The sequence below is a fragment of the Streptomyces tibetensis genome, assembly GCF_040647715.1.
Classification (GTDB): Bacteria; Actinomycetota; Actinomycetes; order Streptomycetales; family Streptomycetaceae; genus Streptomyces; species Streptomyces tibetensis_A.
In genome coordinates, this window is the sequence record NZ_JBEZCR010000004.1 from 436,603 (window position 1) to 459,198 (window position 22,596).

The following is a 22,596-nucleotide window of genomic DNA, read 5'->3' on the forward strand; positions in this document are numbered from 1 at the left end:
GCGTGAAGTCCGGCCCCTGTGAGCGGGGGGAACGCGGCCCTATACTCCCCAGCGTGCCCTCCGACGGGGAGTTGCCGACACACAGCAGTCCGCTCCGGTTCGCCGTGCTCGGTCCGCTCCAGGCCTGGCGCGGCGACGTGCGGCTGGACCTCGGTCCGGTGCGCCAACAGGCCTTGCTGGCGGCGCTGCTGCTGCGGCCGGGCACCACCGTCAGCCGGCAGCAGTTGCTCGACGGTGTATGGGGCCCGGAGCCGCCGGGCACGGGTGCCAAGGTCATCCCGGTCTATGTGCACCAGCTGCGCCGGCGTCTGGCCCCGGAAGCAGGGAGTACCTCCGGGTCCGTGATCGTGACCGACCGGGGCGGCTACCGCTTCGATGCGCGATGCGTCCGGACGGACGTGGCCCGACTGAGGGAGATCGTCGAAGAGGCCCACAGAGCGCGGGATTCCGGTGATCCGGCCGCCGCGGCGAGCGCGTGGTCCGCCGCTTTGGACCTGTTCCACGGTGAGCCCCTGTCGGCGCTCCCCGGGCCGTTCGCCGAGGCGGAGCGTCTACGGTTGTCGGAGTACAGGCTTGTGCTGGTGCGGGACAAGGCGGAGTGTCAGCTGCGGCTGGGCCGACACGCCGAGGTCGTCGCGGAGCTCTTCGCTCTGTCCGCGACGCACCCCCACGACGAGTCCGTGGCCGCGCTGTTGATGCGCGCCCTCTACGCCGCCAACCGGCAAGCCGATGCGCTGTCCGTCTTCGCCAAGGTGCGCCGCCGTCTGGTGGAGGAACAGGGAGCGGAGCCGGGCGGTGAACTGCGGCGGATGCACGAGGCAGTGCTGCGCGCTGATGAAGTTCTCCTCGTCGGCGCACTCCCACCAGCAGGCCGATCGACAGACCGGCGGCCGCCGGCCGCGCGCCCTCTCCGGCGCCCGCGGGACGAACTACCGGTCGCCGCCGGCGGTTTCACCGGGCGCAACCACGAGCTGGACGCGCTCCTGGCGCCGATGGACGAGCAGGCGGTGACAGTCCGTGCGGTGGACGGCATGGCCGGAGTCGGCAAGACCGCGCTTGTGGTGCGCGCCGCGCGGGCGGTACGCGACCGTTTCCCGGACGGCTGCTTGTTCGTGGACCTCAACGGTCACCGGCAGGGACGGGAGCCAGATGTGCCGGAGCGCGTGCTGCGCCGATTGCTGCGGGCGGTCGGCGGCCTCACGGAAGGCGACGACGATCCTTCGGGGGACGTCGAGGGCCTGGCGGCGTCCTGGAGAGCGGCCACTGCCTTCCTCCGGCTCATGGTTGTGGTCGATGACGCACGCGCCGCACAACAGGTGCGCCCACTGCTGCCCGCAGGTCCGGGCAGCCTCGTGCTGGTGACCAGCCGTCGGCGGCTGACCGGGCTCGACGTCGATCGCAGGATTTCGCTGGCGCCGCTGGAGACGGACGAGGCGGAGGCCTTGCTGACCGGTGTCGTCGGCGGCACGGGGTCCGATCCGGAGCGTGCCGCGGTGCGCGAACTGGCCCGCCTGTGCGACCGGCTGCCGCTGGCTCTGAGGGTCGTCGGGGCTCGGATGCAGAGCCGCCCGCTGTGGGCGCTGGAGCGCATGGTGGTCCGGCTGGCTGAGGACGAGCACCGTCTCGCGGAACTCGCGGTCGAGGACCGCAGTGTGGAGGCGGCTTTCCAGGTCTCCTACGATCAGCTTCCCGACGCGCAGCGTCGGGCGTTTCGCGTACTGGGCCTCTCGCCCACCGTGAGTTTCGATCGGCTGACCCTGGCCGCCCTGCTCGGCCTCACCCCCTCCGCCGCCGAGCGCGTCCTGGAGAGCCTGGTCGAGGCGAGTCTCGTCCAAGAGGCCGTCACGGGACGCTACCGCCTGCACGACCTGGTCGCGGTCTACGCCCGGCGCGTCGCCGCCGCGCACCCCGCGGAAGTCGCCGCGGCGCGGGCAGGGGTCTTCCGGCTCTACGTGGCCGCCGCCCGCCGTGCGAGCGACTGGGGCCCCATTGCGTTCCCCACCGGCCCGAGGGCCGACACGGCGCCCTTCGCCCACGGGGAGGAGGCGACGGCATGGCTGGACGCGGCGGGCGGCGAACTGGTCGACGTGGTCGCCCAGGCGGTGGCCGTGGGCCACGTGGACGACGCCGGCCGGCTCGCCGAGGGACTGTGCGACTACTTCACCCGGCAGGGCCGGTACCACGAGTGCCGGGCCGCCGTCGAGATCGTGCTGCCGCTCGCCGAGCAGCTCACCGACCAACGCATGGTCTCCCAACTGCGCACCTGCATGGGCATCGCCTACGGGCTGCAGGGTCACTACGGGCAGGCGCGCCGCTGGCTGGGCGAAGCGCTTCGGATCAGCCGCCGCACCGGAGATGTCCTCGAGCAGGCACGGGCTCTGGGGTCCCTCGGCATTTTCGCGAACGCGGCGGGGGAGCCGGCCGAGGCCGCCGCGCTCCTGGCCGAGTCCTCTGAGCTGTCCCGGGGGGTGGAGGACGACTGGCTCGCCGTGATGTACCTGGCCAATGTAGGCGCCGTCCACCATCAGGTGGGGGAGAAGGACAAGGCGCAGGAGTGCTACGCGTCAGCGGTCGGTCTCGCCGAGAGGATCGGCAGGCCCCGGATCCTGAGCAAGACGCTCTTCCGTATGGGGACGCTCCAGCTGGACCGCGGGCACCATGCGCAGGCCGCCGACGCGCTGACCAGGGCAGCCGAACTCGCCGAGCGCGTGGGGGACACCCCCCTCTTCGCCGCGGTCCTCGGCAGACTCGCCGCCGCAGAGGAGTGCCTGGGCAACCAGGCCGGAGCGGCCCGCTTCCACGCCGAGGCACGCGCGGTGGTCGGCGAACGACCCGGCGCCGGGCTGAAGGCCGAGATCCGTAACCGGTTGGGCTGGCACCAGGCCGCGACGGAGGACCTCGTCCAGGCGCGTGACCGGTTCGAACGGGCCGTCGCCCGCTCCCGCACCGCATCCGGTGAACTCGCCTGAGCCCGCATCCGTCACAGACGGCTGTTCCTCATCTCCCTGCCGCACCGCTGCCGCCACAGCCGCCCGCTGAACCGGGATTTCATCCGCATTTCAACGCCCCTTGCCAGCATGGACTCATCGCTCACCGTGTGAGCCGCGCCTGCATCCACAACGAAGGAACCACATGGGGCTGCTACATGCCTGGCGTATGCAGAAACTCGTTTCGGACGCCAGAACCGCTTATGGCAGAGGCGACTTGCTCTTCGTCGCCGGGTTCGACATCGACATCCGCGCCAGGGTGTCCATGAAGACGATCCGCAAGGAGATCGACAAGATCGTCGCGGCTGTGGAGCCGATCGGCTGGGAGTGCGTCAGCGTACAGCCGTTCCTCGCGTCGGTTCAGATCGACTTCATCCGCCGAGAGTGAGCACGAACCCGAAGACCTCCCCTACGGACGAAGCGAGCCCCCGGACAGTCGAAAGCGAAGGAGACGAACGATGACAACGCGAAGCGCCGGCGCCCCCTGGGGCGTCACCCGCATGGCACCGTATGCCGAGACGCGGCCGGTTCCCCTGCTCACCGCGGTGATCGACCCGCAGACCCAGATCGCCGTCGTGATCGACGAACACGGCCAGGCGGTCGAGCTCCACCACCAGACGAGCAGCGGCACGTCGAGCTCCACGAGTACCAGCTGCGCCGACAGCTATGACTCGGACAGCTCGTCGGACTCCGACCACGACTGATGGCGACAAGCCCGATCGGGTCGGTGCTGGTTCTGACCAGCCTCCACGACGTGACCGCTGACGTGGTCCTGCGCATCCTTGCGGAACGCCAGGTCCCGGTGGTCCGTCTCGACCCCGGCACCGACCTGCACACAGGTGCCGTGCTCACCGCCACGTACCGTACCGGTGATCAACGCGGCACCCTGCGCACGCCGACCCGCGAGCTCGACCTCACCGAGGTGCGCTCCGTCTGGACTCGCCGTCCCTCCCCCTACGAAGGACCGCCCGAACTGGGCGGACAGGAGCGCAGGTTCGCTGCCTCTCAGTCCCTGTGGGGCGTCGGGGGCATCCTGGCGTCGCTTCCCGGAGCCCACTACGTCAACCATCCGTGGAACAACCGGGCGGCCGAGTACAAGCCGGCCCAGCTGGCCACCGCACAGCGCAGCGGCCTGTCCGTCCCGTCCACGCTGATCACCAACGACCACGAACAGGCCCGCGAGTTCGCCGCCCAGCACTCCGGTGCCGTGGTCTACAAGCCGTTGTGCAACACGCCCTATGCGATCGACGGCAGGGCACAGCAGGTATGGGTTCGCGAAGTGCGCCCGCACGAGATCACGCCCGCCGTGGCCGTCTGCCCGCATCTGTTCCAGGCCAAGGTGGAGAAGGCGTTCGACGTGCGACTCACAGTTGTCGGCAGCCGGCTCTTCGCGGTCCGCATCGACAGCCCGGACCTGGACTGGCGGCAGCGGCAGTCCCTCATGGAGTGCACGCCGATCGCCGTCCCCGCCCGGATCGCGCACTCGGTGTCCGCGTACCTCACCACCTTCCGACTGGTCTTCGGCGCCTTCGACTTCGCCGTCACGCCCGCCGGCGACTGGTACTTCCTCGAGTGCAACCCCAACGGACAGTGGGCGTGGCAGCCCGACCCGGTGACCGACTCGATCGGTCATGCCATCGCCGACGAACTGCAAAGGGCGTTGGAGCATGAGCCCCCCCCGTGCCGACAACGGTGCGGAGGCGCGCCCCCGGCAGCCAGGGCTCCTCCCGCCGTATACGTCGAGCGGTGATCAGCCACCTGTCACCGTGCAGGAGTACGGCGACGTTCCGGAGCTGCTGTAGGCCTCGACGTCCATGGAGTACGTGCCCGTCCCGGAGGTGCTCCTGGGGACCGTCCCCTGCGGGACGCCAACGGCTCAGAGCAGGACGGGATGGGCGCTGTCCGTGGGCGAGTTGCCCTTAGTGAGTGACCCGCCCATGCCTTTCACGTCTCTGCCGCGCAGTCAGGTCCAGCAGGACCTTGGAGGCCACGGCCCGGTCATGGGCGATGTCGAAGGCGGCGTGCGCCTCGGCGAGTGGGAAGGTGTGCGTCACGATCGCGCCGACGGGCAGACCCCGGGCCAACAGGTCGATCGCTTCGTCGAACTCGGAGTCGAAGCGGAAGGCGCCCCGAAGCTCCAGTTCGCGGGTGACGGCGATGTTGCCCAGCAGGGGCACCTCACCGGGGGGCAGCAGGCCGAGGAGTACGACGGTTCCCCCGCGGCGCACTCGTTCGACACAGCTTCGTAGCCCCGCGGGTGCCCCGGATGCCTCTACGGCGATGTCGAAGAAGTCCGCCCACGCTCCGTCGTCGGGGTGGTCCGCCCGTACCGTGGCGGTGGCCCCGGACGCGGTGGCGATGCGCAAGGGGGTGTCGAGGAGGTCGCTCACGACGACCTCGGCTGCGCCCTTGTGGCGCAGAACGGCGGTGACCAGGCAGCCGATCGGCCCTGCTCCGGTGACCAGGACGCGCTTGCCGGTCACGTCACCGGCCCGGTGTACGGCGTGCAGGGCCACCGACAGGGGCTCCGCCAGGACAGCGCAGTGCAGGCTGAGTTCCGGTGGCAGCGGGCGGATCTGTGCCGCGGGCACGGTGACCAGCTGGGCGAAGCCGCCCTGGACGTGGGGCGTACGGGCGGCGCTGCCGAGGTAGCGGGTGTCGGCGCAGATGTTGCGGTGGCCGGCCACGCAGGCGGGGCAGTGGTCGCACGGTGTGGCGGGGTGGACCGCCACCGGGGTTCCTACGGCCGGTCCCTCGGCGCCGGCTCCCAGGGCGGCGACGTGGCCGACGACCTCGTGGCCGAGGACCATCGGCTCCTGGACGGTGAAGTCGCCGACCCGGCCGTGGCGGTAGTAGTGCAGGTCCGATCCGCAGATTCCGCCGAGGGCGACGGCGACGGCCACCTGGCCGGGGCCGGGTCGGGTGGGGGAGCGGTGCTCGACCCGCAGGTCTCCTGCCGTGTGGACGACGCAGGCTTGCATGGTGGGTTCCCTTTCGTTGCGGCGTCCGTCACAGGACGGAGAGCATGCCGCCGTCGACGTAGAGCACTTGGCCGCCCACGAAGTCGGAGGCGGGGGACGCCAGGAAGATCAGGGCCCCGACGAGGTCGTCGACGGCGCCCCAGCGGCCGGCCGGTGTGCGTCTGCGGACCCAGGCGCTGAATTCCTCGTCGGCTACCAGGGCCGAGGTGAGTTCGGTGGCGAAGTAGCCGGGGCCGATGCCGTTGACCTGGATGCCCAGGGGGCCCAGGTCGGCGCACATGCCCTTGGTGAGCATCTTCAGGCCGCCCTTGGTGGCGGAGTAGGCGGCGATACCGGGCCGGACCGCTTCACTCTGGAGCGAGCAGATGTTGACTATCTTGCCGTGGCCCCGGGGCGCCATGCGTCGCGCGACCTCGCGTCCCACGAGGAAGGCACCGGTGAGGTTGGTGTCGAGGAGACGGTGCCAGTCGGTGTCGGTGAACTCCAGGAGAGGACTGCGGTGTTGGACTCCGGTGTTGTTCACCAGGATGTCGATCGGCCCGGTCTCCTCCTCGATGCGGGTGACGCCGGCGGTGACGGCTGCCGAGTCCGTCACGTCGAAGGCGGCGGTCCGTACCCGGTCCCCGAAGGAGCCCGCGAGTTCCGCAGCGGTCGCTTGCAGGGCGGCGGTGTCGCGTCCGTTGAGGACGACCGTGCAGCCGGCTTCCAGCAGACCCTTGGCCAACGCCTTGCCGATGCCGCGGCTCGAGCCGGTGACCAGGGCCGTCTTTCCGGTGATGTCGAACAGGGGGTGGCTCATGCGTGCGCTCCGGCGGTGCCGGCCGGGGCGCCCGGCACGGCCGGGCTGCCGGGGAGGGGGGTCCGGGCGGGGCGTTCGGAGAGGACGTCGAGGATGTTGTCGACGGCCAGGTCGACCATGGCGGCCCGGGTCGCCTCGGTGGCCGAGCCGATGTGGGGCAGCGTGACCACGTGGGGCTCGGAAACCAGTGGTGACAACTCCGTTCCCATCGGCTCTTGTTCGAAGACGTCGAGTCCGGCCGAGTGCAGCCGCCCCTCCCGGACGGCGTGCAGCAGGGCCTCCTCGTCGACCACGCCGCCGCGGGAGGTGCTGACCAGTGTGGCCGTGGGTTTCATCGCGGCCAGTTCGCGGCCGGAGATCAGGTGCCGCGTCTCCTCGGTGAGCGGCACGTGCAGCGAGACCACGTCGGACTCGGCCAGCAGCGTGGTCAGATCCACCGAGGCCGACAGGTCGTCGTCGGGCGCGTAGGGGTCGTGGTGGAGCACGCGCATGCCGAAGCCGTGGGCTCGGCGGGCCACCGCGCGGCCGATCTGACCGTAGCCGATGAGGCCGAGCGTGGCTCCGTGGATGTCCAGACCGAGGTAGTCGTGCATCCGGAAAAGCTCCCAGGAGCCCGAGGCCAGGCTCGCTTCGGCGGCGCCGATCCGCCGGCGGGCGGAGAGGATCAGGGCGAAGGTGAGGTCGGCGGTGGTCTCCGCGAGCACGCGAGGGGTGTGGGTGACGACGATGCCCCGCTCGGCGGCGGCAGTGCGGTCGACGTTGTCGAAACCCATGCTCGCCAGCGCTATGACCCGCAGCGAGGGGCCCGCCGCGTCCATCAGCGCGCCGTCCACCGGATCGTTGCCCAGGGCCAGAACGCCACTCACCCCGGCGGCCGGCGTGGCGAGGTCGGCGGGCGCGGGCTTCCCGGTCCCGGGCCAGGCCACCACCTGCGCCACCCCGGACAGACGGTCCAGGCCGCGGCCGGGCAGGTTTTCACGGGTGATGAGGACACGCTTTTTCATCTATGTCTCCAGTGACGAGCCGTGCATGTGCCGACCGGCGGCTGGCGTCGAAAGAACCGGGGCCTGTAAGACGCTGGTTCTGTATGGCGCTGGTTCTGAAAGACGCTAGCCGGGGCGGTCACGGGAAACAAATAGCGGATTTGTGTGACGCTATTGGCGGTCCTTATCACCCTCGGGGGAGCCGTCAAAGGTGGTGATCAGTTCGAGGAAAAGATCGTGCACCGCCAGGGCGGGTTCCGAAAGGGGCTGATTGTCCGACGTCACCACGGACAGCTTGACCTGGATGACGGGATCCACGATGCGGCGCACGGACAGGGCGCGGACGTCGAGGATCGCGCGCGCCGCCGACCACGGCAGGACGGTGGCGCCGAGGTCCGCGTCCACGGCGTTGACGAGCGTCAGCGCGGACTCGACCTCGCCCACCACGTGCGGCCGGAGCGACGCCTGCTGGAAGGCGGCGTCCACCACCTGCCGGATCGTGTGGATGCGGCTGGGGAGCAGCAGCGGCACGCTCTTGAGTTCCTCCAGGCTGACCTCACCCTGTCCCGGCGGGGCCGTCGCGCCGGACGCGCCGATCAGGAACAGGTCCTCCGTGCGCACGGGCTCGAACTGCACGCCCCGCAGCGGGCCGGCCCCGTAGATGAACGCCATGTCCATCCGCCCGGTCATGATGGCCTCGCTGATCACGCCGCCGAAGTTCTCGTTGATGTGCAGCAGGATGTCCGGGTAGCGCTCGCGCACACTCTTCAGGAGCGGCAGCGCGAGCGCCGCCCCCAGGCTGTACGGCGCGAGGCCCACCGACACGCTGCCGGCGGGCGCCCGGCCGGAGACCTCCACGGCGGCGTGCGCGAGGTCCACCTGCCTCAGGATCAGCTGCGCATGCCGGTACAGCGCCCGGCCCGCTTCGGTCGGGGCGACCCCGCGCTTGCTGCGGATCAGCAACTGCTGCCCGAACTGCGCCTCCAGCGCGGACAGCTGCTGGCTGAGCGCGGGCTGCGCGATGTGCAGGATGTCGGCCGCGCGCGTGATGCTCCCCGCGTCAATGATCTTGATGAACGAGTACAGACGCCTGGTGTCCATGCGGGGCCTTCCACGGGGAGCGGAGCCTCATCGTAGGGAGCGGCCACCCGTGAGCACAGCCCCAGGAGGGCCCGGGGTGTGAGGCAGGTCATAACCATCCGCGATAACGCCAGATCGAACGCATATTGGCGGTCAGGCGAGCATGGGCTTAAGTTGAGCGGAACATCCAGCCCGGAACCGCCCGAAGAAGTCGAAGGAATCGGCTCCCAGGAATTCTCTCTGCTCGGGACCTTCGCTTTGTGTCCGAGAGTGCGGATCTCAATCGGGATATCGCTAAGACGTGATGGCATCTCCTTCCTCATATTCTTTCCCCGGAGGACGTCATGACCCCCATGGTTGACCTCGTCGCCGATCTCGGCGAGGGATTCGGCGCCTACACGATGGGCGACGACGAAGCCCTCCTGGAAATGCTGACGTCCGCCAACGTCGCCTGCGGGTTCCACGCCGGTGATCCGCGCATCATGGACGCCACCGTCCGGACCTGCGTGGAGAAGCGGGTGGCCGTGGGCGCTCACCCGAGCTTTCCCGACCTGGTCGGCTTCGGCCGCCGCGCGATGGACCTCACGCCCGAGGAGGTCCGCACGGACGTGCTGTACCAGATCGGCGCCCTCCAGGCGTTCGCCGTCGCGCACGGCACCCGGGTGCAGCACGTCGCCCCGCACGGACGCCTGGGCAACCTGGTCGCCGTACGCGCCGACTACGCCGGTGCCGTCGTGGACGCCGTCGCCTCCCTGGACGAGTCGCTGATCGTCCTCGCGCAGGACGGTGAGCTCGCCGACGCCGCCCGCGCCCGCGGACTGCGCGTGGGCATCGTCGGCATCGCCGACCGCGCGTACCGCGACGACGGGACCCTCGTCCCCCGCTCCGAGCCCGGAGCGGTGATCCACGACCCCGACGAGGTGGCCCGGCGGACACTGCGCATGGTCACCGAAGGGGTCATCCGCAGCGTCGACGGCAAGGACATCCCGGTCGCCTGCGACACCGTCCTGCTGCACGGGGACAGCCCCGGAGCGATCGCGCTGGCCGGCCGCATCCGCGAGCAACTCCTCGCCGCCGGTGTCGAGATCACCTCTCTCGACAAGGCGCTGAGCGGGACGGGCGCCTGACATGAACGGCAACATCACGATCACGGACTGCGGTGACTCCGCCCTGACCGCCAGGGCCGTGGGCCTGGACGCCGAAGACGCCTGGCGGCTCGTCCACGCCCTGGCCGACGCCCTGGACGCCGTACGGCTCACCGGAGTCCACGACGTGGTGCCCACCTACGACGCCCTCCTCGTGGAGTTCGACTGCACCCGCACCGACCACGACACCCTCCGGCGCATCGTGGCGCACGAGGCCGCCCGCCTCGGGCCGCACCCCGCACCGACGGTACCGCCACGACGCTTCGTCGTACCCGCCGTCTACGGCGGCGAGTACGGACCCGACCTGCCCGACGTCGCCCGGCAACTCGACCTGACCGAGAGCGAGGTCATCGCCCTCCACTCCGGGACCGACCTCACCGTACGCTGCCTCGGCGCGCCCGCGGGGGCGCCGATGACGGACGGCCCGCCCTTCCCGAAACCGGTGCCGCGGCTGGCGTCCCCCCGCATCCGCGTCGATCCCGGCTCGGTCGCCGTCGCCGGCCGGCAGGCGGTCATCTGCCCGATGCCCTCGCCCGGCGGCTGGCCGCTCCTCGGGCGCACCCCCGTGCGCGTGCTCGACCTGCACAGCGACCCGATCACCGCCTACCGGCCCGGGGACACCTTCCGCTTCGTCCCCATCACGCCCGACGAGTGGGACGACTATGCCGGCACGCCCCTGGCGGCCTGTCATGGCTGACACCCTCACGATCCGCACCGCCGGCATCGTCACCGTGCAGGACCTCGGCCGAGTCGGCCGCTCCCGCTACGGCCTGCCCGCCGGCGGAGCCGTCGACCAGCACTCGGCGCGCGTCGCCAACGTCCTGTGCGGCAACGACGACCGCGCCCCGCTGCTGGAGATCACGGCACTCGACTTCGCGTGCGTTTCCTCCGGCGACATCCTCGTCGCGGTGACGGGCGCGCCCGCCGACGTGACCGTCGAGGGAGTCGTCCGCCCGCAGTGGGAACCGGTCTCCGTGCGCGCAGGCGAGACCCTTCGCGTCAGCGGCATTCGTCGGGGACTGCGCGTCTACCTGGCTGTGCTCGGCTCCTTCGAGGCCGACTACCTGCAGGGCAGCTGCGCTCCCGACACCATCCTGGGATTCGGCCCCGCCCTGCGCGACGGTGACGAACTCGTGCTGCGCGCGACCTGCCCGCCCATCGACCACCCCTTCTCACGGATCCCGCTGTTCCGCCTGAACGCCCCCGTCCTCCCGTTCCCCACCACCTGGACGATCGACGTCACCGACGGCCCCGACCGGGCCGAGTTCGCAGACACGGGAAGCCGCCTGTTCGACGCCCCCTTCACCGTCAGTCCGCGCAGCAACCACATCGGCCTGCGCCTGCAGGGCGACGTGCCCCGCCGCGTCACCACGGGCGAGGTCCTCTCCCGCGGCGTCCCCATCGGCGCCGTCGAAGTGCCGGCGGGGGACGAACTTCTCGTGCTGCACCGAGGCCGTGGCGTAACGGCCGGCTACCCCGTCCTGGCCGTGGTCACCGCCACCGGTCTGTCCACCCTCGGGCAGGTGCGCCCTGGGCAGACCATCCGCTTCCGCCACCGCACCCTCGACCAGGCGGTCACCGCCCACCGCACCCAGCGCCACGCCGTCGACGCACTGCGCACCCGCGTCCGTACAGCTTTCGACGCCCTGCGCATCCGCGCCCCCGATGCCGGCTGACCCTCGATCCCCACCGCCGCCCAGCCGCCCCCTTCGCCCGCCCACACGGAGCCGATCGCCCCTCGTCCCCAGCCCGCCGCAAGACAGGAGACGCCATGACCACCATGGCCGCTCAGCCAGTCCCCGCCCCCAACACCGTCGATGCCAGAACAGCCCGGAAGGTCACCCTCGCGGGATGCGTCGGCATCTTCGCCGAGCTCTACGACAACGGCATCTTCGGCTTCATGGCCGGAACGCTCGCCGCCGTCTTCTTCCCCGGCTCCGACAACGCCATCCAGCTCGTCTTCCTCGGCTACGCCGTCTCCTTCTTCTTCCGCCCCCTCGGCGCCGTCATCTGCGGTCACCTCGGCGACCGCATCGGACGCCAGCGGTTGCTGGTCTTCGTCATCCTGCTCATCAGCGTCGCCACCGCGGCCATCGGCATCCTGCCCACGTACGCGAGCATCGGCATCGCGGCGCCCGCCCTGCTGATCCTGCTGCGCGTCGCCCAGGGCTTCTCCGTCGGCGGCGAGGCGTCGGGCGCGATGAGCTTCCTTGCCGAGCACGCCCCGGAGGGCAAGCGCGGCCTCTACACCAGCTACGCGCAGATCGCGTCGTTCCTCTCCCTGCTCACCGGCACGCTGGTCGCCGCCGCCATGACCAGCGGACTCGGCACCGAACGCATGGAGTCCTGGGGCTGGCGCATACCGTTCCTGCTCGCCGTCCCGCTCGGCATCACCGGCATCTACATCCGCAAGCGCATCAGCGACACGCCCAACTTCACGCGCCTGAAGGAAAAGGGCGGCCTGTCCAAGAACCCCCTGAAGGAAGCGTTCGCCTCCGCCGAACACCGCCGCGCCATGCTGCTGGCCCTGTTCATCCCCCTGATGAACGGCTCCGGGTACTACGTCCTGTTCAGCTACATGCCCACCTTCATGAGCAGCGAGCTCGACTTCGGCAAGGTCCAGGGCCTGCTCGTGACGGCCTCCAGCCTGGTCGCGATCTGTATCGCCATCCCCTACATGGGCCGTCTCTCCGACCGCATCGGGCGCAAGAAGGTCATCGCCGGCTCGGCGATCGCCATGGCCGTCGTCGGCGTCCCCTGTTACCTGCTGATCGGCACCGGCAACCTCGCCCTCGCCGTACTCGGCGCCTGTCTCATGGCCGTCGTGTTCGCCGGGCACACCGGTGTCATCCACATCCTGCTCGTCGAACTGTTCCCCACCCGCGTGCGCTACTCCGCCTACGGCCTGGGCTACAACATCTCCTCCGCACTCTTCGGCGGCACGGCCCCGCTGCTGATGACCTACCTCATCGCCCGCACGGGCAACGTCAACATGCCGGCCTTCTACGCCGTCGTCACCGCCCTCGGCACGCTCATCGCCGTGTCCCGCGTGAAGGACCGCGCCCACCTGCCCCTGCGCGACGCCTGACCGACCCACGCATCCGCACACACCCCCCACACCAAGGAGCACACCAGCATGCCCATCTCCGACTACAGGACGGCCCTCGTCACCGGAGCGTCGACCGGCATCGGAGCCGTGGTCGTCGAGCGACTCGCCAAACGCGGCCTCGAGGTTCACGCGGTGGCGCGCAACGCCGAGCGGCTCGACGCCCTCGCCCGCGACACCGGTTGCATCCCGCACGCCGTCGACATCACCGACACCGAGGCGCTCACCGCCGCACTGGACGGCCTGGAGATCGACGTCCTCGTCAACAACGCCGGCGTCTCGCGCACCGGCAACATCCTGACCGCCGACGAGTTCGCCGTGGACGAGCAGGTCGCCGTCAACATCCAGGCCGTCCTGCACCTGGTACGCCTGCTCATGCCCGGCATGGTCGAGCGCGATCTCGGCCACATCGTCAACATCAGCTCCATCGCCGGCGTCTACAACTTCGGCGGCAACACGATCTACCACGCCACCAAGGCGGCCGTGCACACCCTCTCCCGCCAGCTGCGGGTCGACGGCTACGGCCGCCGGGTCCGCGTCACCGAGATCTGCCCGGGGCGCGTGGAGACCGAGATCTTCGGCCGCCTGCTCGGCGACATGGAGGAGGCCCAGCGGAAGTTCTACGACGGCTACGAGTCCCTCAAGCCCGAGGACATCGCCGACTCCATCGAGTTCGCCGTCGACGCGCCCCGGCACGTCAACCTCGGCCACATCGAGATCCTGCCCACCTTCCAGGTCCCCGGCGGCCTCAACTTCGAGCGCCGAGAGGGCTGAGCCATGGACACCGCGGAGCGCGTACGCCGTATCAAGCCCTCGCCCAGCACGGCGGCGGCGCAGCGCGTACGCGAACTCAAGAGCCAGGGCCTCACCATCCACGACCTGACCGTCGGCGAGCCCGACTTCGACACCCCCGAGCACGTCAAGGCCGCCGCGATCGAGGCCATCGAGGCGGGCGAGACCAAGTACACCCCCGTGAACGGCACGCCACGGCTGCGCGCCGCGATCGCCGGGAAACTCCGCGAGCGCCACGGCCTGGAGTGCACCGACGCGCAGATCACGGTCGGCGGCGGGGCCAAGCAGGTCATCTTCCTCGCCCTGATGGCCACCCTGGACGAAGGGGACGAGGTCATCGTCCCCGCCCCGTACTGGGTGTCCTATCCGGACATGGTCCGCGCGAACGACGGCACACCGGTCGTCGTCGACTGCCCTGAGGCGGACGGCTTCAAGCTGACTCCGGAGCGGCTCGGGGCGGCGATCACCGCGCGAACGCGTTGGGTCGTGCTCAACACCCCAGGCAACCCGACTGGATCCGCCTACACCGCTGCCGAACTGCACGCGCTGGCACAGGTGTTGCTGGACCATCCACGGGTGAGCGTCCTCACGGACGAGATCTACGACGAGATCTGGTACCGAGAGGAGGTCGCCCCGTCCCTGGCTGCGGTCGAACCCCGGCTGGCCGAGCGGGTGTTCCTCACCAACGGCGTCTCCAAGACGTACGCGATGACAGGCTGGCGCCTCGGGTACGGGGTTGGCCCGGCGGATCTGGTGACCGCGATCAACACCCTGCAGTCACAGACGTCCTCCTGCCCCTCCTCCGTGAGCCAGGCCGCCGCTGCCGCCGCGCTCACCGGACCGCAGGACTTCGTCCGGGACACCGTGCGTGTGTACCGCGAACGCCGCGACGCCACGGTGAAGCTCATCAACGATGTTCCGATGCTCAGTTGCACCGTGCCCGACGGGGGTTTCTACCTCCTGGTGAACTGCCGTGACGCCGTAGGTCAGTTCACACCGTCGGGAAGCCGGATCGAGAACGACGAGGACTTCGCCCGCCACCTGCTCGAGAGCCGGCAGGTAGCGGTGATCCACGGAGCCGCCTACGGCGCGACCGGCTACTTCCGCATCTCCTTCGCCACGTCTGCGGACGTCCTCACCGAGGCATGCGCGCGCATCGCGGCCGCTTGCGCCGAACTGTCCTCCGCTCCCTCCGTCTGAAAGTCCCTCCGCCTGAAAGGTCATCATGATCCGCGTCAGCACGAAGTTCGAGCGGCCGGACGCCGCGCTGGTCGAGCAGCTGCGTGCCTTCTCGTCGGCCACCATCCACGAGGCGCAGGGCCGGCTCGGCGCGCTGGACTCGGTCATCAAGCCGGTCGACCACCGCATGTCCCTGTGCGGACCCGCCTTCACGGTCCAGTGCGCACCCCGCGACAACCTGATGCTGCAGACCGCCATCGCCTACGCTCGCCCCGGCGATGTCGTGGTCGTGTCCGCGGGCGCCTACGAGGAGGCGGGTTCTTTCGGGGACGTCCTCGCCAACGCCTGCCAGGCCAAGGGGCTCGGCGGCCTGATCACCGACACGGGCGTCCGGGACACCGAGGACCTGCGCGCCCTGGGATTCCCCGTCTTCTCCCGCAGTGTCTCCATCAAGGGCACGGTCAAGGAGACGGTCGGACCGATGTGCGAGCCGGTCACCATCGGCGGCGTGCTCGTCCGCCCCGGAGACGTGATGCGGGCCGACGCCGACGGCGTGGTCGTCATCCGCCGCGAGGACGCCGCGGAGGTGGTCACCGCGTCGCAGGAACGGGTCGACGCCGAGGCCGGGTACATCGCTGCCTACCGGAGGGGCAAAACCGTCGTTGAGATGTGCAACCTCGCCCCGCTTCTCGCGTCGAAGGGGCTGGTGATCGAGGACTAGCTGTAATGCCCAGTTACGTTGGTCAACCTGGTGATGGGCGGTTTGCCGCCGGTTGCGGTGTCGGGGCGGTGGTGTTTGTAGTGATGGAGTCATGCCGGCGACGGCGTCGCAGCAGCCTGGTTCGCAGGAGACGCAGGCGGGGAGCCTTCTCGCCGGAGTGGAGCGATGTTCCTCACAATCTTCGAGTCGAGCGCCCCCCGGTTGTAAAGTGAAGACCGCCTTTGACCTGCACAAAGCAGGCAGGGAGCCGTCTCACAGGAGTCCAAAGTGCTGCGTACTCTGTTCAAGTCCAAGATCCACCGAGCCACCGTCACCCAGGCCGACCTGCACTACGTGGGATCCGTGACCATCGACGCCGACCTGCTCGACGCCGCCGATCTGCTGCCCGGTGAGCTCGTGCACATCGTGGACATCACCAACGGCGCCCGCCTGGAGACGTACGTCATCGAGGGCGAGCGCGGATCCGGCGTGATCGGGATCAACGGGGCCGCGGCCCACCTCGTCCACCCCGGCGACCTCGTGATCATCATCAGTTACGCCCAGGTGACGGACGCCGAGGCCCGGGCACTCGTCCCCCGGGTCGTGCACGTGGACCACGACAACCGGATCGTGGCCCTGGGCGCCGACCCGTCCGAGCCGGTGCCCGGCTCGGACCAGCAGCGCAGTCCGCAGGCCGTCGGGGCCTGACGGACGCGTCCGCAGCGAAAGAGGAGCGTGTCCATGAGCGACCCGGAGATCCGCGACGACCGGGCGGCAGGCCGGCTGGAGGCCGTGTCCGGCGGTGAAGTCGTCGGCCGCATCGAGTACTTCGTACTCGAAAGCCCCGAGCGCGCGCTCGTGCCCGTCCACACCATCGTCGAGCCGGCCCACGAGGGCAAGGGCATCGCCGGGTCGCTCGCACGCGAGCTGTTCGCCCTGGCCGGCCGAGAGCACAGCGCGGTCGCCTCCCTCTGTCCGTACGTCACCAAGTGGATCGAACGCCACCCCGACGAGGCCTCACCTGCCGATCAGGACCTGGTCGTGGCGGCGAAGGAGTGGCTGAGGGCCCACCCCGGGCGTTTCTGACGCGGCCCCGGCCCTCTCTGATCCCGGCCCTCTCTGATCCCGGCCCGGGCCCTCTCGGACCCGCTACCCCCACTTGGTCCATGCCCGTCCTGCGGGGGAGTGACTGCCGACGCGGGTGCCGGGTAGGCGGGGATTAGTCCAGAGCCGGAGTCGACCCAGTGGCTGGAGGACCTGATGACGAACCCGATTCCCGACCCCGTGCCGCCTGCGCCGACACCGGGCCCGGATCCCCAGCGCCCGGACCCGCATCCCGACCCGGTGCCCGACCCACAGCCCCCGCCGGGCCCGGAGCCGACCCCTCCGCCGCCCGCGCCCACCCCTCCGGCGCCCCCGGGCCCCGACCCCGTACCGGGCCCCGACCCGTCCCCCATCCCCCCGGGACCGGAGCCCGTACCGAACCCGGAGCCCGGCCCGCCACTGTCCTGACCCCGGTACGCGAACGGGGCGGTGGACGGCGACCCACGCCGTCCACCGCCCCGTACGCCTTCCTGAATGGCAGCGCCTACGCGGAGGTCTCCGACCGGTCCCCGCCCCACAGCGTGTGGAACGAGCCGTCGCGGTCCACCCTGCGGTAGGTGTGCGCACCGAAGTAGTCCCGCTGCCCCTGCGTCAGCGCCGCCGGCAGCCGCTCCGCGCGCAGGGCGTCGTAGTAGGCCAGGGCCGCGGCGAAACCGGGCGTCGGCACACCCTGGCGGGTCGCGGCGACCAGCACCTCGCGCCAGTCGTCCTGGGCGTCCGCGATCTCCTGTGCGAAGGTCGCGTCCGACAGCAGGCTCGGCAGGTCCGGCCGGGCGTCGTACGCGGCGCGGATCCGGTCCAGGAACGCCGCGCGGATGATGCAGCCGCCCCGCCACAGCGCCGACACCGCACCGAGGTCGATGTCCCAGCCGTACTCGTCGCGGGCCGCGTCGATCTCGTGGAAGCCCTGCGTGTACGACACGATCTTCGACGCGTACAGGGCCTGCTCCACCCGGTCCGCGAACGCCCGGGCCTCCGCCTCGCTCAGCGGCTGCGCCTTCGGGCCGGCCAGCTCGCGCGAGGCCTCCCGCAGGGCCGCGTGGCCCGACAGGGACCGCGCGAAGACCGCCTCGGCGATGCCCGACACCGGCACACCCAGGTCCAGGGCGATCTGCACGGTCCAGCGGCCGGTGCCCTTCTGCTCCGCCTGGTCGACGACCACGTCCACGAACGGCTTGCCCGTCTCCGCGTCCACGTGCGACAGCACCTCGGCCGTGATTTCGATCAGGTACGAGTCGAGTCGGCCCCGGTTCCAGGTCCGGAAGATCTCCGCGATCTCGGCGGGGGAGTACCCGGCGACGTCCCGCAGCAGCTGGTACGCCTCACCGATGAGCTGCATGTCGGCGTACTCGATGCCGTTGTGCACCATCTTCACGAAGTGCCCGGCGCCGTCCGGGCCGACATGGGAGACGCACGGCGAGCCGTCGGCCGCCTTCGCCGAGATCTTCTCCAGCATCGGGCCCAGCGAGTCGTAGGACTCCTTCGGGCCACCCGGCATGATGCTCGGGCCGTTCAGCGCGCCCTCCTCGCCGCCGGAGACGCCCATGCCGACGAAGTGGATGCCCTGCTCGCGCAGGTCCCGCTCCCGGCGCCGGGTGTCCGCGAAGTGCGCGTTGCCACCGTCGATGATCATGTCGCCGGGCTCCAGCAGCGGCGCGAACTCCTGGATCACCGCGTCGGTCGGCTCACCTGCCTTCACCATCACGACCAGACGCCGCGGCCGCTCCAGTGCCGCCACGAAATCCTTGGCGCTCTCGCACGCGACGAACTCCCCCTCGCCACCGAACTCCTCCACCAGCGCGTGCATACGCGCGGGCGTCCGGTTGTGCACCGCGACCGTGTAGCCGTTGCGGGCGAAGTTACGGGCGAGGTTGCGGCCCATGACCGCGAGACCGGTGACGCCGATCTGCGCTGTACTGCTCATTCGGTTCGCTCCTAAAGACCTCGGTATCGGTGCTGCCGGTGGAGGGCGCCCACGGGCATCCCCCGTCGACCATCCTGACGTGCCGCTACTTCGTCCGCACGCCCGGGTCGCACGGCGTGGCGCAGGCTGATACGGACGAGAGCCCCGTCGCGCTCAGCCGACGCACGCGTCCCCGCGCACGGCGCACCCGCGCACCGGGTGCCGTACACGGTGCACCGCCGATGCGCACGTCGCGCAACAGGGGCCTCATACCGGCCATTTGGACTCCCGGGCGGCGAAAAGCCGTCTTGTTCTGGCCGGTTCGCAGCGCTTACTTTTGCCCCTCCTGACGCATGTCTAGGGGGGCTTTCGATGGCCGTACGGGGCCGGCACCGCCGGTATCAGCCGAACAGGATCAACCGCGCCTCACTCACCGTCACGGCGGGCGGCGCGGGCATGGCACTGCCGTTCATGGGCACCGGCGCCGCTCAGGCGGCGGACATGGACACCTGGAACAAGGTCGCCGCCTGCGAGTCCACCAACAACTGGAGCATCAACAGCGGCAACGGCTTCTACGGCGGGCTGCAGTTCACCCAGTCCACCTGGGAGGCGTACGGCGGCCGCGCCTACGCGGCGCGCGCGGACCTGGCGAGCAAGGACCAGCAGATCGCCGTCGCGGAGAAGGTGCTCGACGGACAGGGCCCGGGCGCCTGGCCGGTCTGTTCCGTGCGGGCCGGACTGACCCGGGGCGGCGGCGAGCCCGGCATCCGGCCGGCCGCCGAGCGCACGAAGCAGCGGGAAACGAAGCCGAAGACCTCCATCGAGGAGGTACGGCCGCAGTCCACGCCGCAGTCCCGGGCGGGCAGCGCCGAAATGTACACCGTGGTCCGTGGCGACACCCTCTCCGGCATCGCGGACGACCAGGACGTGCGGGGCGGCTGGCGGGGCCTGTACGCCGCCAACCGGTCGGCCATAGGGTCCGACCCCGACCTGATCGTGCCCGGTCAGCGTCTCGCCCTGCGCGGCGAGGGCGCCACGAAGACGCGGCCGGCGCCGTCGGCCGAGCCGCCGGTGAAGAAGCCGGCCCATGACCGCGCGGACGAGCGATCGAAACAGCGATCGAAAGAAAGGCCCAAGGAGCGGTCCGAAGGGCAGAGCACGGAGCGGGCCGGCCGGTCCACGGCCACCCGGCAGGGGCTCGTCGCCCCCGTCGGCGCCTCGCTCGGGACGCCCTACCGCAAGGCGGGCTCCTCCTGGTCGAAGGGCTACCACACCGGCATCGACTTCCCCGTGCCCACAGGCACCTCGGTCAAGTCGGTCGCGGCGGGCAGCGTCGTCAGCGCGGGGTGGGGCGGCTCGTTCGGCTACCAGGTCGTGGTCCGGCACGCCGACGGGCGGTACAGCCAGTACGCTCACCTGTCCGCGATCTCGGTGCGGGACGGGCAGTCGGTGAGCGTCGGCCAGCGCATCGGCCGCTCCGGCTCCACCGGCAACAGCTCGGGCCCGCATCTGCACTTCGAGGTGCGGACGGGGCCCGGTTTCGGTTCGGACGTCGACCCGGTGGCGTACCTGCGGGCCGGCGGCGTCAGGATCTGACGCGTATGCGGTGCCGGTCGACCGTGGGGAGCGGGACGTACGGGATGCCGTAGAAGGTGATGTAGGAGAGCGGGCGTACGTCCTCGGTGGCCACCGCCGAGGGCTCCCCGCTCTCGTTCGCGGTATCCGCACCGGGCGCCGCTGCTGCCGGCCCCGGCGCGAGCAGCGCGACCGGTACGTCCGGCTCGGGCACGAGCACGGCGAGCGGCGTGTCCGGCCCGGGTACGCGCACCGCCGCCGGCCCCGACCCCGGCCGCCGTGCGGGACCGGGCACGAACACATCCTCCACATCCGGCCGCCCACCGGCGGCCACGGCAGCGACCGGCTCCCGCACGACCACCGGCCGGGGTGCAGTCCCAGCGGGTGATGATGCGTCCGGCCCGGGTACGACCACCGGCTGCGGTGCGGCGACCGGCTCGGGTGCGGCATCCGCCGGCTGCCCGTGTGTGAGCCGCTCCGTCGTCAGCAGGATCAGGCCACCCGCCGCCACCACACCACAGCTCAGCGCCAGCGCCGTCCCCGTCGTGCCGTAGCGGAAGTTCTCTCCGAACATCGTGATGCCCACCGCGGCCGCCACCACCGGGTTCACGACCGTCAGCGTGGCCAGTGGGGCGGCGAGGCCCGCGCCCCGGTAGGAGGCCTGCGACAGCAGCATGCCCGCCGTGGCGAGGACGCCGATCACGGCGAGGGAGGGCACGTCCGCCGCCGACACACCGCCGGTCCAGTCGACCGCGACGGTCTTGGTGAACACCGAGGACATGCCGAACGCGACCCCCGAGGCCGTCGCCAGCAGCATGCTGCGCACCGCCGGGTGCCGGTGCGTAGCCCGGGCGGCGATCATCAGCGCGACGACCACACCGGCGGTGGCCACGGCAACGGCCACCCGCTGTGCCGTGTCCAGCGACCTCGCGTCGGACGCGGCGACCAGGGAGAGCAGACCGGCGAGCCCCACCGTCGCCATGATCGCGCCCCGCCAGGCCGTGGCGCCGGCCTTGCGGCCGACGAACAGGGCCGCCATGGGCAGGGCCACCACGATGGTCAGCGCACCGAGCGGCTGCACGAGACTCAGCGGGCCGTAGGCCAGAGCCACCACGTGCAGCACTCCACCGAGGCCGTTCAGCCCGACCGCCGCCCACCAGCCCGGCCGGCGCAGCGGCGCGTACGGTTCGCCCGGCGAGGACTCCGCCACCCGCTCCTGCACGATCGCCCCGCCCGCGTAGGCGAACGCGGAGACGAGGGACAGCAGGACGGACAACGCGAGGGCGCTCATCGGCCGCTCCTCTGCGTGAGGCGGGGGCGCTCGGCCCGGCGCGGCGAAAGGTGGGCTTTCATGACCAACACCCTGCCGTGTCCAGGTCTTCCCGTCGTCGTCCCTGAGCACTCATTGGGTCCTACTGCCGATGGAGTACGAGGAGAGCACCGTCATCCCCAGGGTGGGCGGGTCCGGTCGGGGCCACCGGGTCGCGTCCCTTGAGGGTCTTGGTACTACTGCTCTTCGTGGACCTCGACCCCGACCTCGCCGCGCTCCGTCCGCTCGCCGGCTTCTTCGTGCTGCGCACGGATGGAGCACCGGCCCGGTCCCTTCCCACTCTCGCACAGGCGTATGCCACAACGGCACCGGAACTGTCAGCAAATCCCCTGATTTTTCGTGTGGACAAGGTCGCGACCGCCCTGCGTGCCCCGGAGGCGCGTGTCGCCGCGTCCGTGACCCATCTGGGCCTCGCCGCCCGGCTCTGGTCGATCGCCCTCGGTTGCGCCGCGCTGTACGGCAGCGTCCCCGACCTGGACGCCCGGCTGCTGCACTGGGACGCGGGCGGCAGCGCCCCCGACGACCTGTGGCTCACGCATGTGACCCCCCTCCCCGACGACGCGCCGACGGTCGCGGACGTCGTGCTGAACGGCCACCTCGTCCCCCTGGCGGCGGCCCTGCGTGCCCGGCACGGCCTCGCTTCCGGCCTGCTGCGGGGCAACGCCGCCTCCGCGCTGGCCGGCGCCGCCCGGGAACTGGACCGCTGGGCCCGGCGGCACGGCCGTACGGATGTCGCCGCCCGGGCCCGCTCCCTGACCGCGGAACTCCTCGCCCACCCCCTGCTCACCGGCGCCGGAACCCTCACCGGCACCGCCTTCCGGCGCCGCAGCTGCTGCCTGTACTACCGGGTGCCCGGAGGGGGCGTGTGTGGCGACTGTTGCTTCCCACGACCGCCCCGCTCTTCCCCACGCGCCCCATCTGGGTGACCATGA

General features: G+C 70.9%; 21 protein-coding genes. 15 read left to right on the plus strand and 6 right to left on the minus strand.

The window, feature by feature from the left end; all coding sequences use genetic code 11:
• Window positions 1-53: 53 nt before the first annotated feature.
• The 4 genes from AB0B29_RS13525 (at window position 54) to tgmB (ending at window position 4,737) form a co-directional block, all read left to right on the plus strand.
• Window positions 54-2,969 carry an AfsR/SARP family transcriptional regulator gene (locus AB0B29_RS13525; protein WP_362238139.1) on the plus strand — a complete coding sequence of 972 codons (2,916 nt, stop codon included), beginning with the start codon at window positions 54-56 and terminating at the stop codon, window positions 2,967-2,969.
• 163 nt (window positions 2,970-3,132) lie between these two features.
• Complete coding sequence (locus AB0B29_RS13530; protein WP_362238142.1) at window positions 3,133-3,375, plus strand: hypothetical protein; 243 nt, start codon at window positions 3,133-3,135, stop codon at window positions 3,373-3,375.
• Between the two features lie 70 nt (window positions 3,376-3,445).
• Window positions 3,446-3,691, plus strand: coding sequence for a putative ATP-grasp-modified RiPP (gene tgmA / locus AB0B29_RS13535; RefSeq protein WP_362238144.1), 246 nt, complete (start codon window positions 3,446-3,448; stop codon window positions 3,689-3,691).
• On the plus strand, window positions 3,691-4,737 hold the full coding sequence (gene tgmB / locus AB0B29_RS13540) for an ATP-grasp ribosomal peptide maturase (protein WP_362238147.1): 1,047 nt from the start codon (window positions 3,691-3,693) through the stop codon (window positions 4,735-4,737). The genes tgmA and tgmB overlap by 1 nt, the downstream gene beginning before the upstream one ends.
• Window positions 4,738-4,906: 169 nt before the next feature.
• Here tgmB and AB0B29_RS13545 read toward each other — a convergent pair whose 3' ends face one another.
• The 4 genes from AB0B29_RS13545 to nac form a co-directional block, all read right to left on the minus strand.
• On the minus strand, window positions 4,907-5,968 hold the full coding sequence (locus tag AB0B29_RS13545) for an L-idonate 5-dehydrogenase (RefSeq protein WP_362238150.1): 1,062 nt from the start codon (window positions 5,966-5,968) through the stop codon (window positions 4,907-4,909).
• Between the two features lie 28 nt (window positions 5,969-5,996).
• Window positions 5,997-6,767, minus strand: coding sequence for an SDR family oxidoreductase (locus AB0B29_RS13550; RefSeq protein ID WP_362238153.1), 771 nt, complete (start codon window positions 6,765-6,767; stop codon window positions 5,997-5,999).
• Complete coding sequence (locus AB0B29_RS13555; protein WP_362238156.1) at window positions 6,764-7,771, minus strand: 2-hydroxyacid dehydrogenase; 1,008 nt, start codon at window positions 7,769-7,771, stop codon at window positions 6,764-6,766. The genes AB0B29_RS13550 and AB0B29_RS13555 overlap by 4 nt, the downstream gene beginning before the upstream one ends.
• 150 nt (window positions 7,772-7,921) lie before the next feature.
• Complete coding sequence (gene nac, locus AB0B29_RS13560) at window positions 7,922-8,851, minus strand: nitrogen assimilation transcriptional regulator NAC (RefSeq protein WP_362238159.1); 930 nt, start codon at window positions 8,849-8,851, stop codon at window positions 7,922-7,924.
• A gap of 323 nt (window positions 8,852-9,174) precedes the next feature.
• Between nac and AB0B29_RS13565 the strand changes: the two genes are divergently transcribed.
• From AB0B29_RS13565 to AB0B29_RS13610, 9 genes are all read left to right on the plus strand, one after another.
• Window positions 9,175-9,957 (plus strand): LamB/YcsF family protein, encoded by a 783-nt coding sequence (locus AB0B29_RS13565; RefSeq protein WP_362238162.1) that lies wholly within the window; start codon window positions 9,175-9,177, stop codon window positions 9,955-9,957.
• A gap of 1 nt (window position 9,958) precedes the next feature.
• Window positions 9,959-10,672, plus strand: coding sequence for a 5-oxoprolinase subunit B family protein (locus AB0B29_RS13570; RefSeq protein WP_362238165.1), 714 nt, complete (start codon window positions 9,959-9,961; stop codon window positions 10,670-10,672).
• Complete coding sequence (locus AB0B29_RS13575; RefSeq protein WP_362238168.1) at window positions 10,665-11,651, plus strand: biotin-dependent carboxyltransferase family protein; 987 nt, start codon at window positions 10,665-10,667, stop codon at window positions 11,649-11,651. The genes AB0B29_RS13570 and AB0B29_RS13575 overlap by 8 nt, the downstream gene beginning before the upstream one ends.
• A gap of 95 nt (window positions 11,652-11,746) precedes the next feature.
• On the plus strand, window positions 11,747-13,063 hold the full coding sequence (locus AB0B29_RS13580) for an MFS transporter (RefSeq protein WP_362238171.1): 1,317 nt from the start codon (window positions 11,747-11,749) through the stop codon (window positions 13,061-13,063).
• Between the two features lie 48 nt (window positions 13,064-13,111).
• Complete coding sequence (locus AB0B29_RS13585) at window positions 13,112-13,855, plus strand: SDR family oxidoreductase (protein WP_362238174.1); 744 nt, start codon at window positions 13,112-13,114, stop codon at window positions 13,853-13,855.
• A gap of 3 nt (window positions 13,856-13,858) precedes the next feature.
• A complete protein-coding gene (locus tag AB0B29_RS13590; RefSeq protein ID WP_362238176.1) occupies window positions 13,859-15,073 on the plus strand; it encodes an aspartate transaminase in 1,215 nt (404 codons plus the stop codon).
• Between the two features lie 25 nt (window positions 15,074-15,098).
• A complete protein-coding gene (locus AB0B29_RS13595) occupies window positions 15,099-15,773 on the plus strand; it encodes a 4-carboxy-4-hydroxy-2-oxoadipate aldolase/oxaloacetate decarboxylase (protein ID WP_362238179.1) in 675 nt (224 codons plus the stop codon).
• A gap of 267 nt (window positions 15,774-16,040) precedes the next feature.
• Window positions 16,041-16,460 carry an aspartate 1-decarboxylase gene (gene panD, locus AB0B29_RS13605; RefSeq protein ID WP_362238182.1) on the plus strand — a complete coding sequence of 140 codons (420 nt, stop codon included), beginning with the start codon at window positions 16,041-16,043 and terminating at the stop codon, window positions 16,458-16,460.
• 33 nt (window positions 16,461-16,493) lie between these two features.
• On the plus strand, window positions 16,494-16,838 hold the full coding sequence (locus AB0B29_RS13610) for a GNAT family N-acetyltransferase (RefSeq protein WP_362238185.1): 345 nt from the start codon (window positions 16,494-16,496) through the stop codon (window positions 16,836-16,838).
• A gap of 502 nt (window positions 16,839-17,340) precedes the next feature.
• Here AB0B29_RS13610 and gndA read toward each other — a convergent pair.
• The gene (gene gndA / locus AB0B29_RS13615) at window positions 17,341-18,780 is read right to left on the minus strand and encodes an NADP-dependent phosphogluconate dehydrogenase (protein WP_350711485.1); all 1,440 of its coding nucleotides are present in this window, start codon (window positions 18,778-18,780) and stop codon (window positions 17,341-17,343) included.
• 351 nt (window positions 18,781-19,131) lie between these two features.
• Between gndA and AB0B29_RS13620 the strand changes: the two genes are divergently transcribed.
• A complete protein-coding gene (locus AB0B29_RS13620) occupies window positions 19,132-20,355 on the plus strand; it encodes a transglycosylase family protein (protein ID WP_362238189.1) in 1,224 nt (407 codons plus the stop codon).
• On the opposite strand, the gene AB0B29_RS13625 is transcribed toward AB0B29_RS13620, so the two are convergent.
• Window positions 20,345-21,625: a DMT family transporter gene (locus AB0B29_RS13625; RefSeq protein WP_362238192.1), complete on the minus strand. Its 1,281-nt coding sequence runs from the start codon at window positions 21,623-21,625 to the stop codon at window positions 20,345-20,347. The genes AB0B29_RS13620 and AB0B29_RS13625 overlap by 11 nt on opposite strands.
• Window positions 21,626-21,852: 227 nt before the next feature.
• On the opposite strand from AB0B29_RS13625, the gene AB0B29_RS13630 reads away from it, so the two are divergent.
• Window positions 21,853-22,590: a (2Fe-2S)-binding protein gene (locus tag AB0B29_RS13630; RefSeq protein WP_362238710.1), complete on the plus strand. Its 738-nt coding sequence runs from the start codon at window positions 21,853-21,855 to the stop codon at window positions 22,588-22,590.
• The last annotated feature ends 6 nt before the right edge of the window (window positions 22,591-22,596 follow it).

Bases quoted from the DNA above. Each gene is read 5' to 3' on its own strand.
- AB0B29_RS13555 (WP_362238156.1), bottom strand. From the start codon at position 7,771: ATGAAAAAGCGTGTCCTCATCACCCGTGAAAACCTGCCCGGCCGCGGC.
- AB0B29_RS13590 (WP_362238176.1), top strand. From the start codon at position 13,859: ATGGACACCGCGGAGCGCGTACGCCGTATCAAGCCCTCGCCCAGCACG.
- AB0B29_RS13620 (WP_362238189.1), top strand. From the start codon at position 19,132: ATGGCCGTACGGGGCCGGCACCGCCGGTATCAGCCGAACAGGATCAAC.
- tgmA (WP_362238144.1), top strand. From the start codon at position 3,446: ATGACAACGCGAAGCGCCGGCGCCCCCTGGGGCGTCACCCGCATGGCA.
- AB0B29_RS13625 (WP_362238192.1), bottom strand. From the start codon at position 21,625: ATGAGCGCCCTCGCGTTGTCCGTCCTGCTGTCCCTCGTCTCCGCGTTC.
- gndA (WP_350711485.1), bottom strand. From the start codon at position 18,780: ATGAGCAGTACAGCGCAGATCGGCGTCACCGGTCTCGCGGTCATGGGC.
- AB0B29_RS13570 (WP_362238165.1), top strand. From the start codon at position 9,959: ATGAACGGCAACATCACGATCACGGACTGCGGTGACTCCGCCCTGACC.
- AB0B29_RS13545 (WP_362238150.1), bottom strand. From the start codon at position 5,968: ATGCAAGCCTGCGTCGTCCACACGGCAGGAGACCTGCGGGTCGAGCAC.
- AB0B29_RS13565 (WP_362238162.1), top strand. From the start codon at position 9,175: ATGACCCCCATGGTTGACCTCGTCGCCGATCTCGGCGAGGGATTCGGC.
- AB0B29_RS13580 (WP_362238171.1), top strand. From the start codon at position 11,747: ATGACCACCATGGCCGCTCAGCCAGTCCCCGCCCCCAACACCGTCGAT.
- AB0B29_RS13585 (WP_362238174.1), top strand. From the start codon at position 13,112: ATGCCCATCTCCGACTACAGGACGGCCCTCGTCACCGGAGCGTCGACC.
- tgmB (WP_362238147.1), top strand. From the start codon at position 3,691: ATGGCGACAAGCCCGATCGGGTCGGTGCTGGTTCTGACCAGCCTCCAC.
- nac (WP_362238159.1), bottom strand. From the start codon at position 8,851: ATGGACACCAGGCGTCTGTACTCGTTCATCAAGATCATTGACGCGGGG.
- AB0B29_RS13595 (WP_362238179.1), top strand. From the start codon at position 15,099: ATGATCCGCGTCAGCACGAAGTTCGAGCGGCCGGACGCCGCGCTGGTC.
- AB0B29_RS13550 (WP_362238153.1), bottom strand. From the start codon at position 6,767: ATGAGCCACCCCCTGTTCGACATCACCGGAAAGACGGCCCTGGTCACC.
- AB0B29_RS13530 (WP_362238142.1), top strand. From the start codon at position 3,133: ATGGGGCTGCTACATGCCTGGCGTATGCAGAAACTCGTTTCGGACGCC.
- AB0B29_RS13575 (WP_362238168.1), top strand. From the start codon at position 10,665: ATGGCTGACACCCTCACGATCCGCACCGCCGGCATCGTCACCGTGCAG.
- AB0B29_RS13610 (WP_362238185.1), top strand. From the start codon at position 16,494: ATGAGCGACCCGGAGATCCGCGACGACCGGGCGGCAGGCCGGCTGGAG.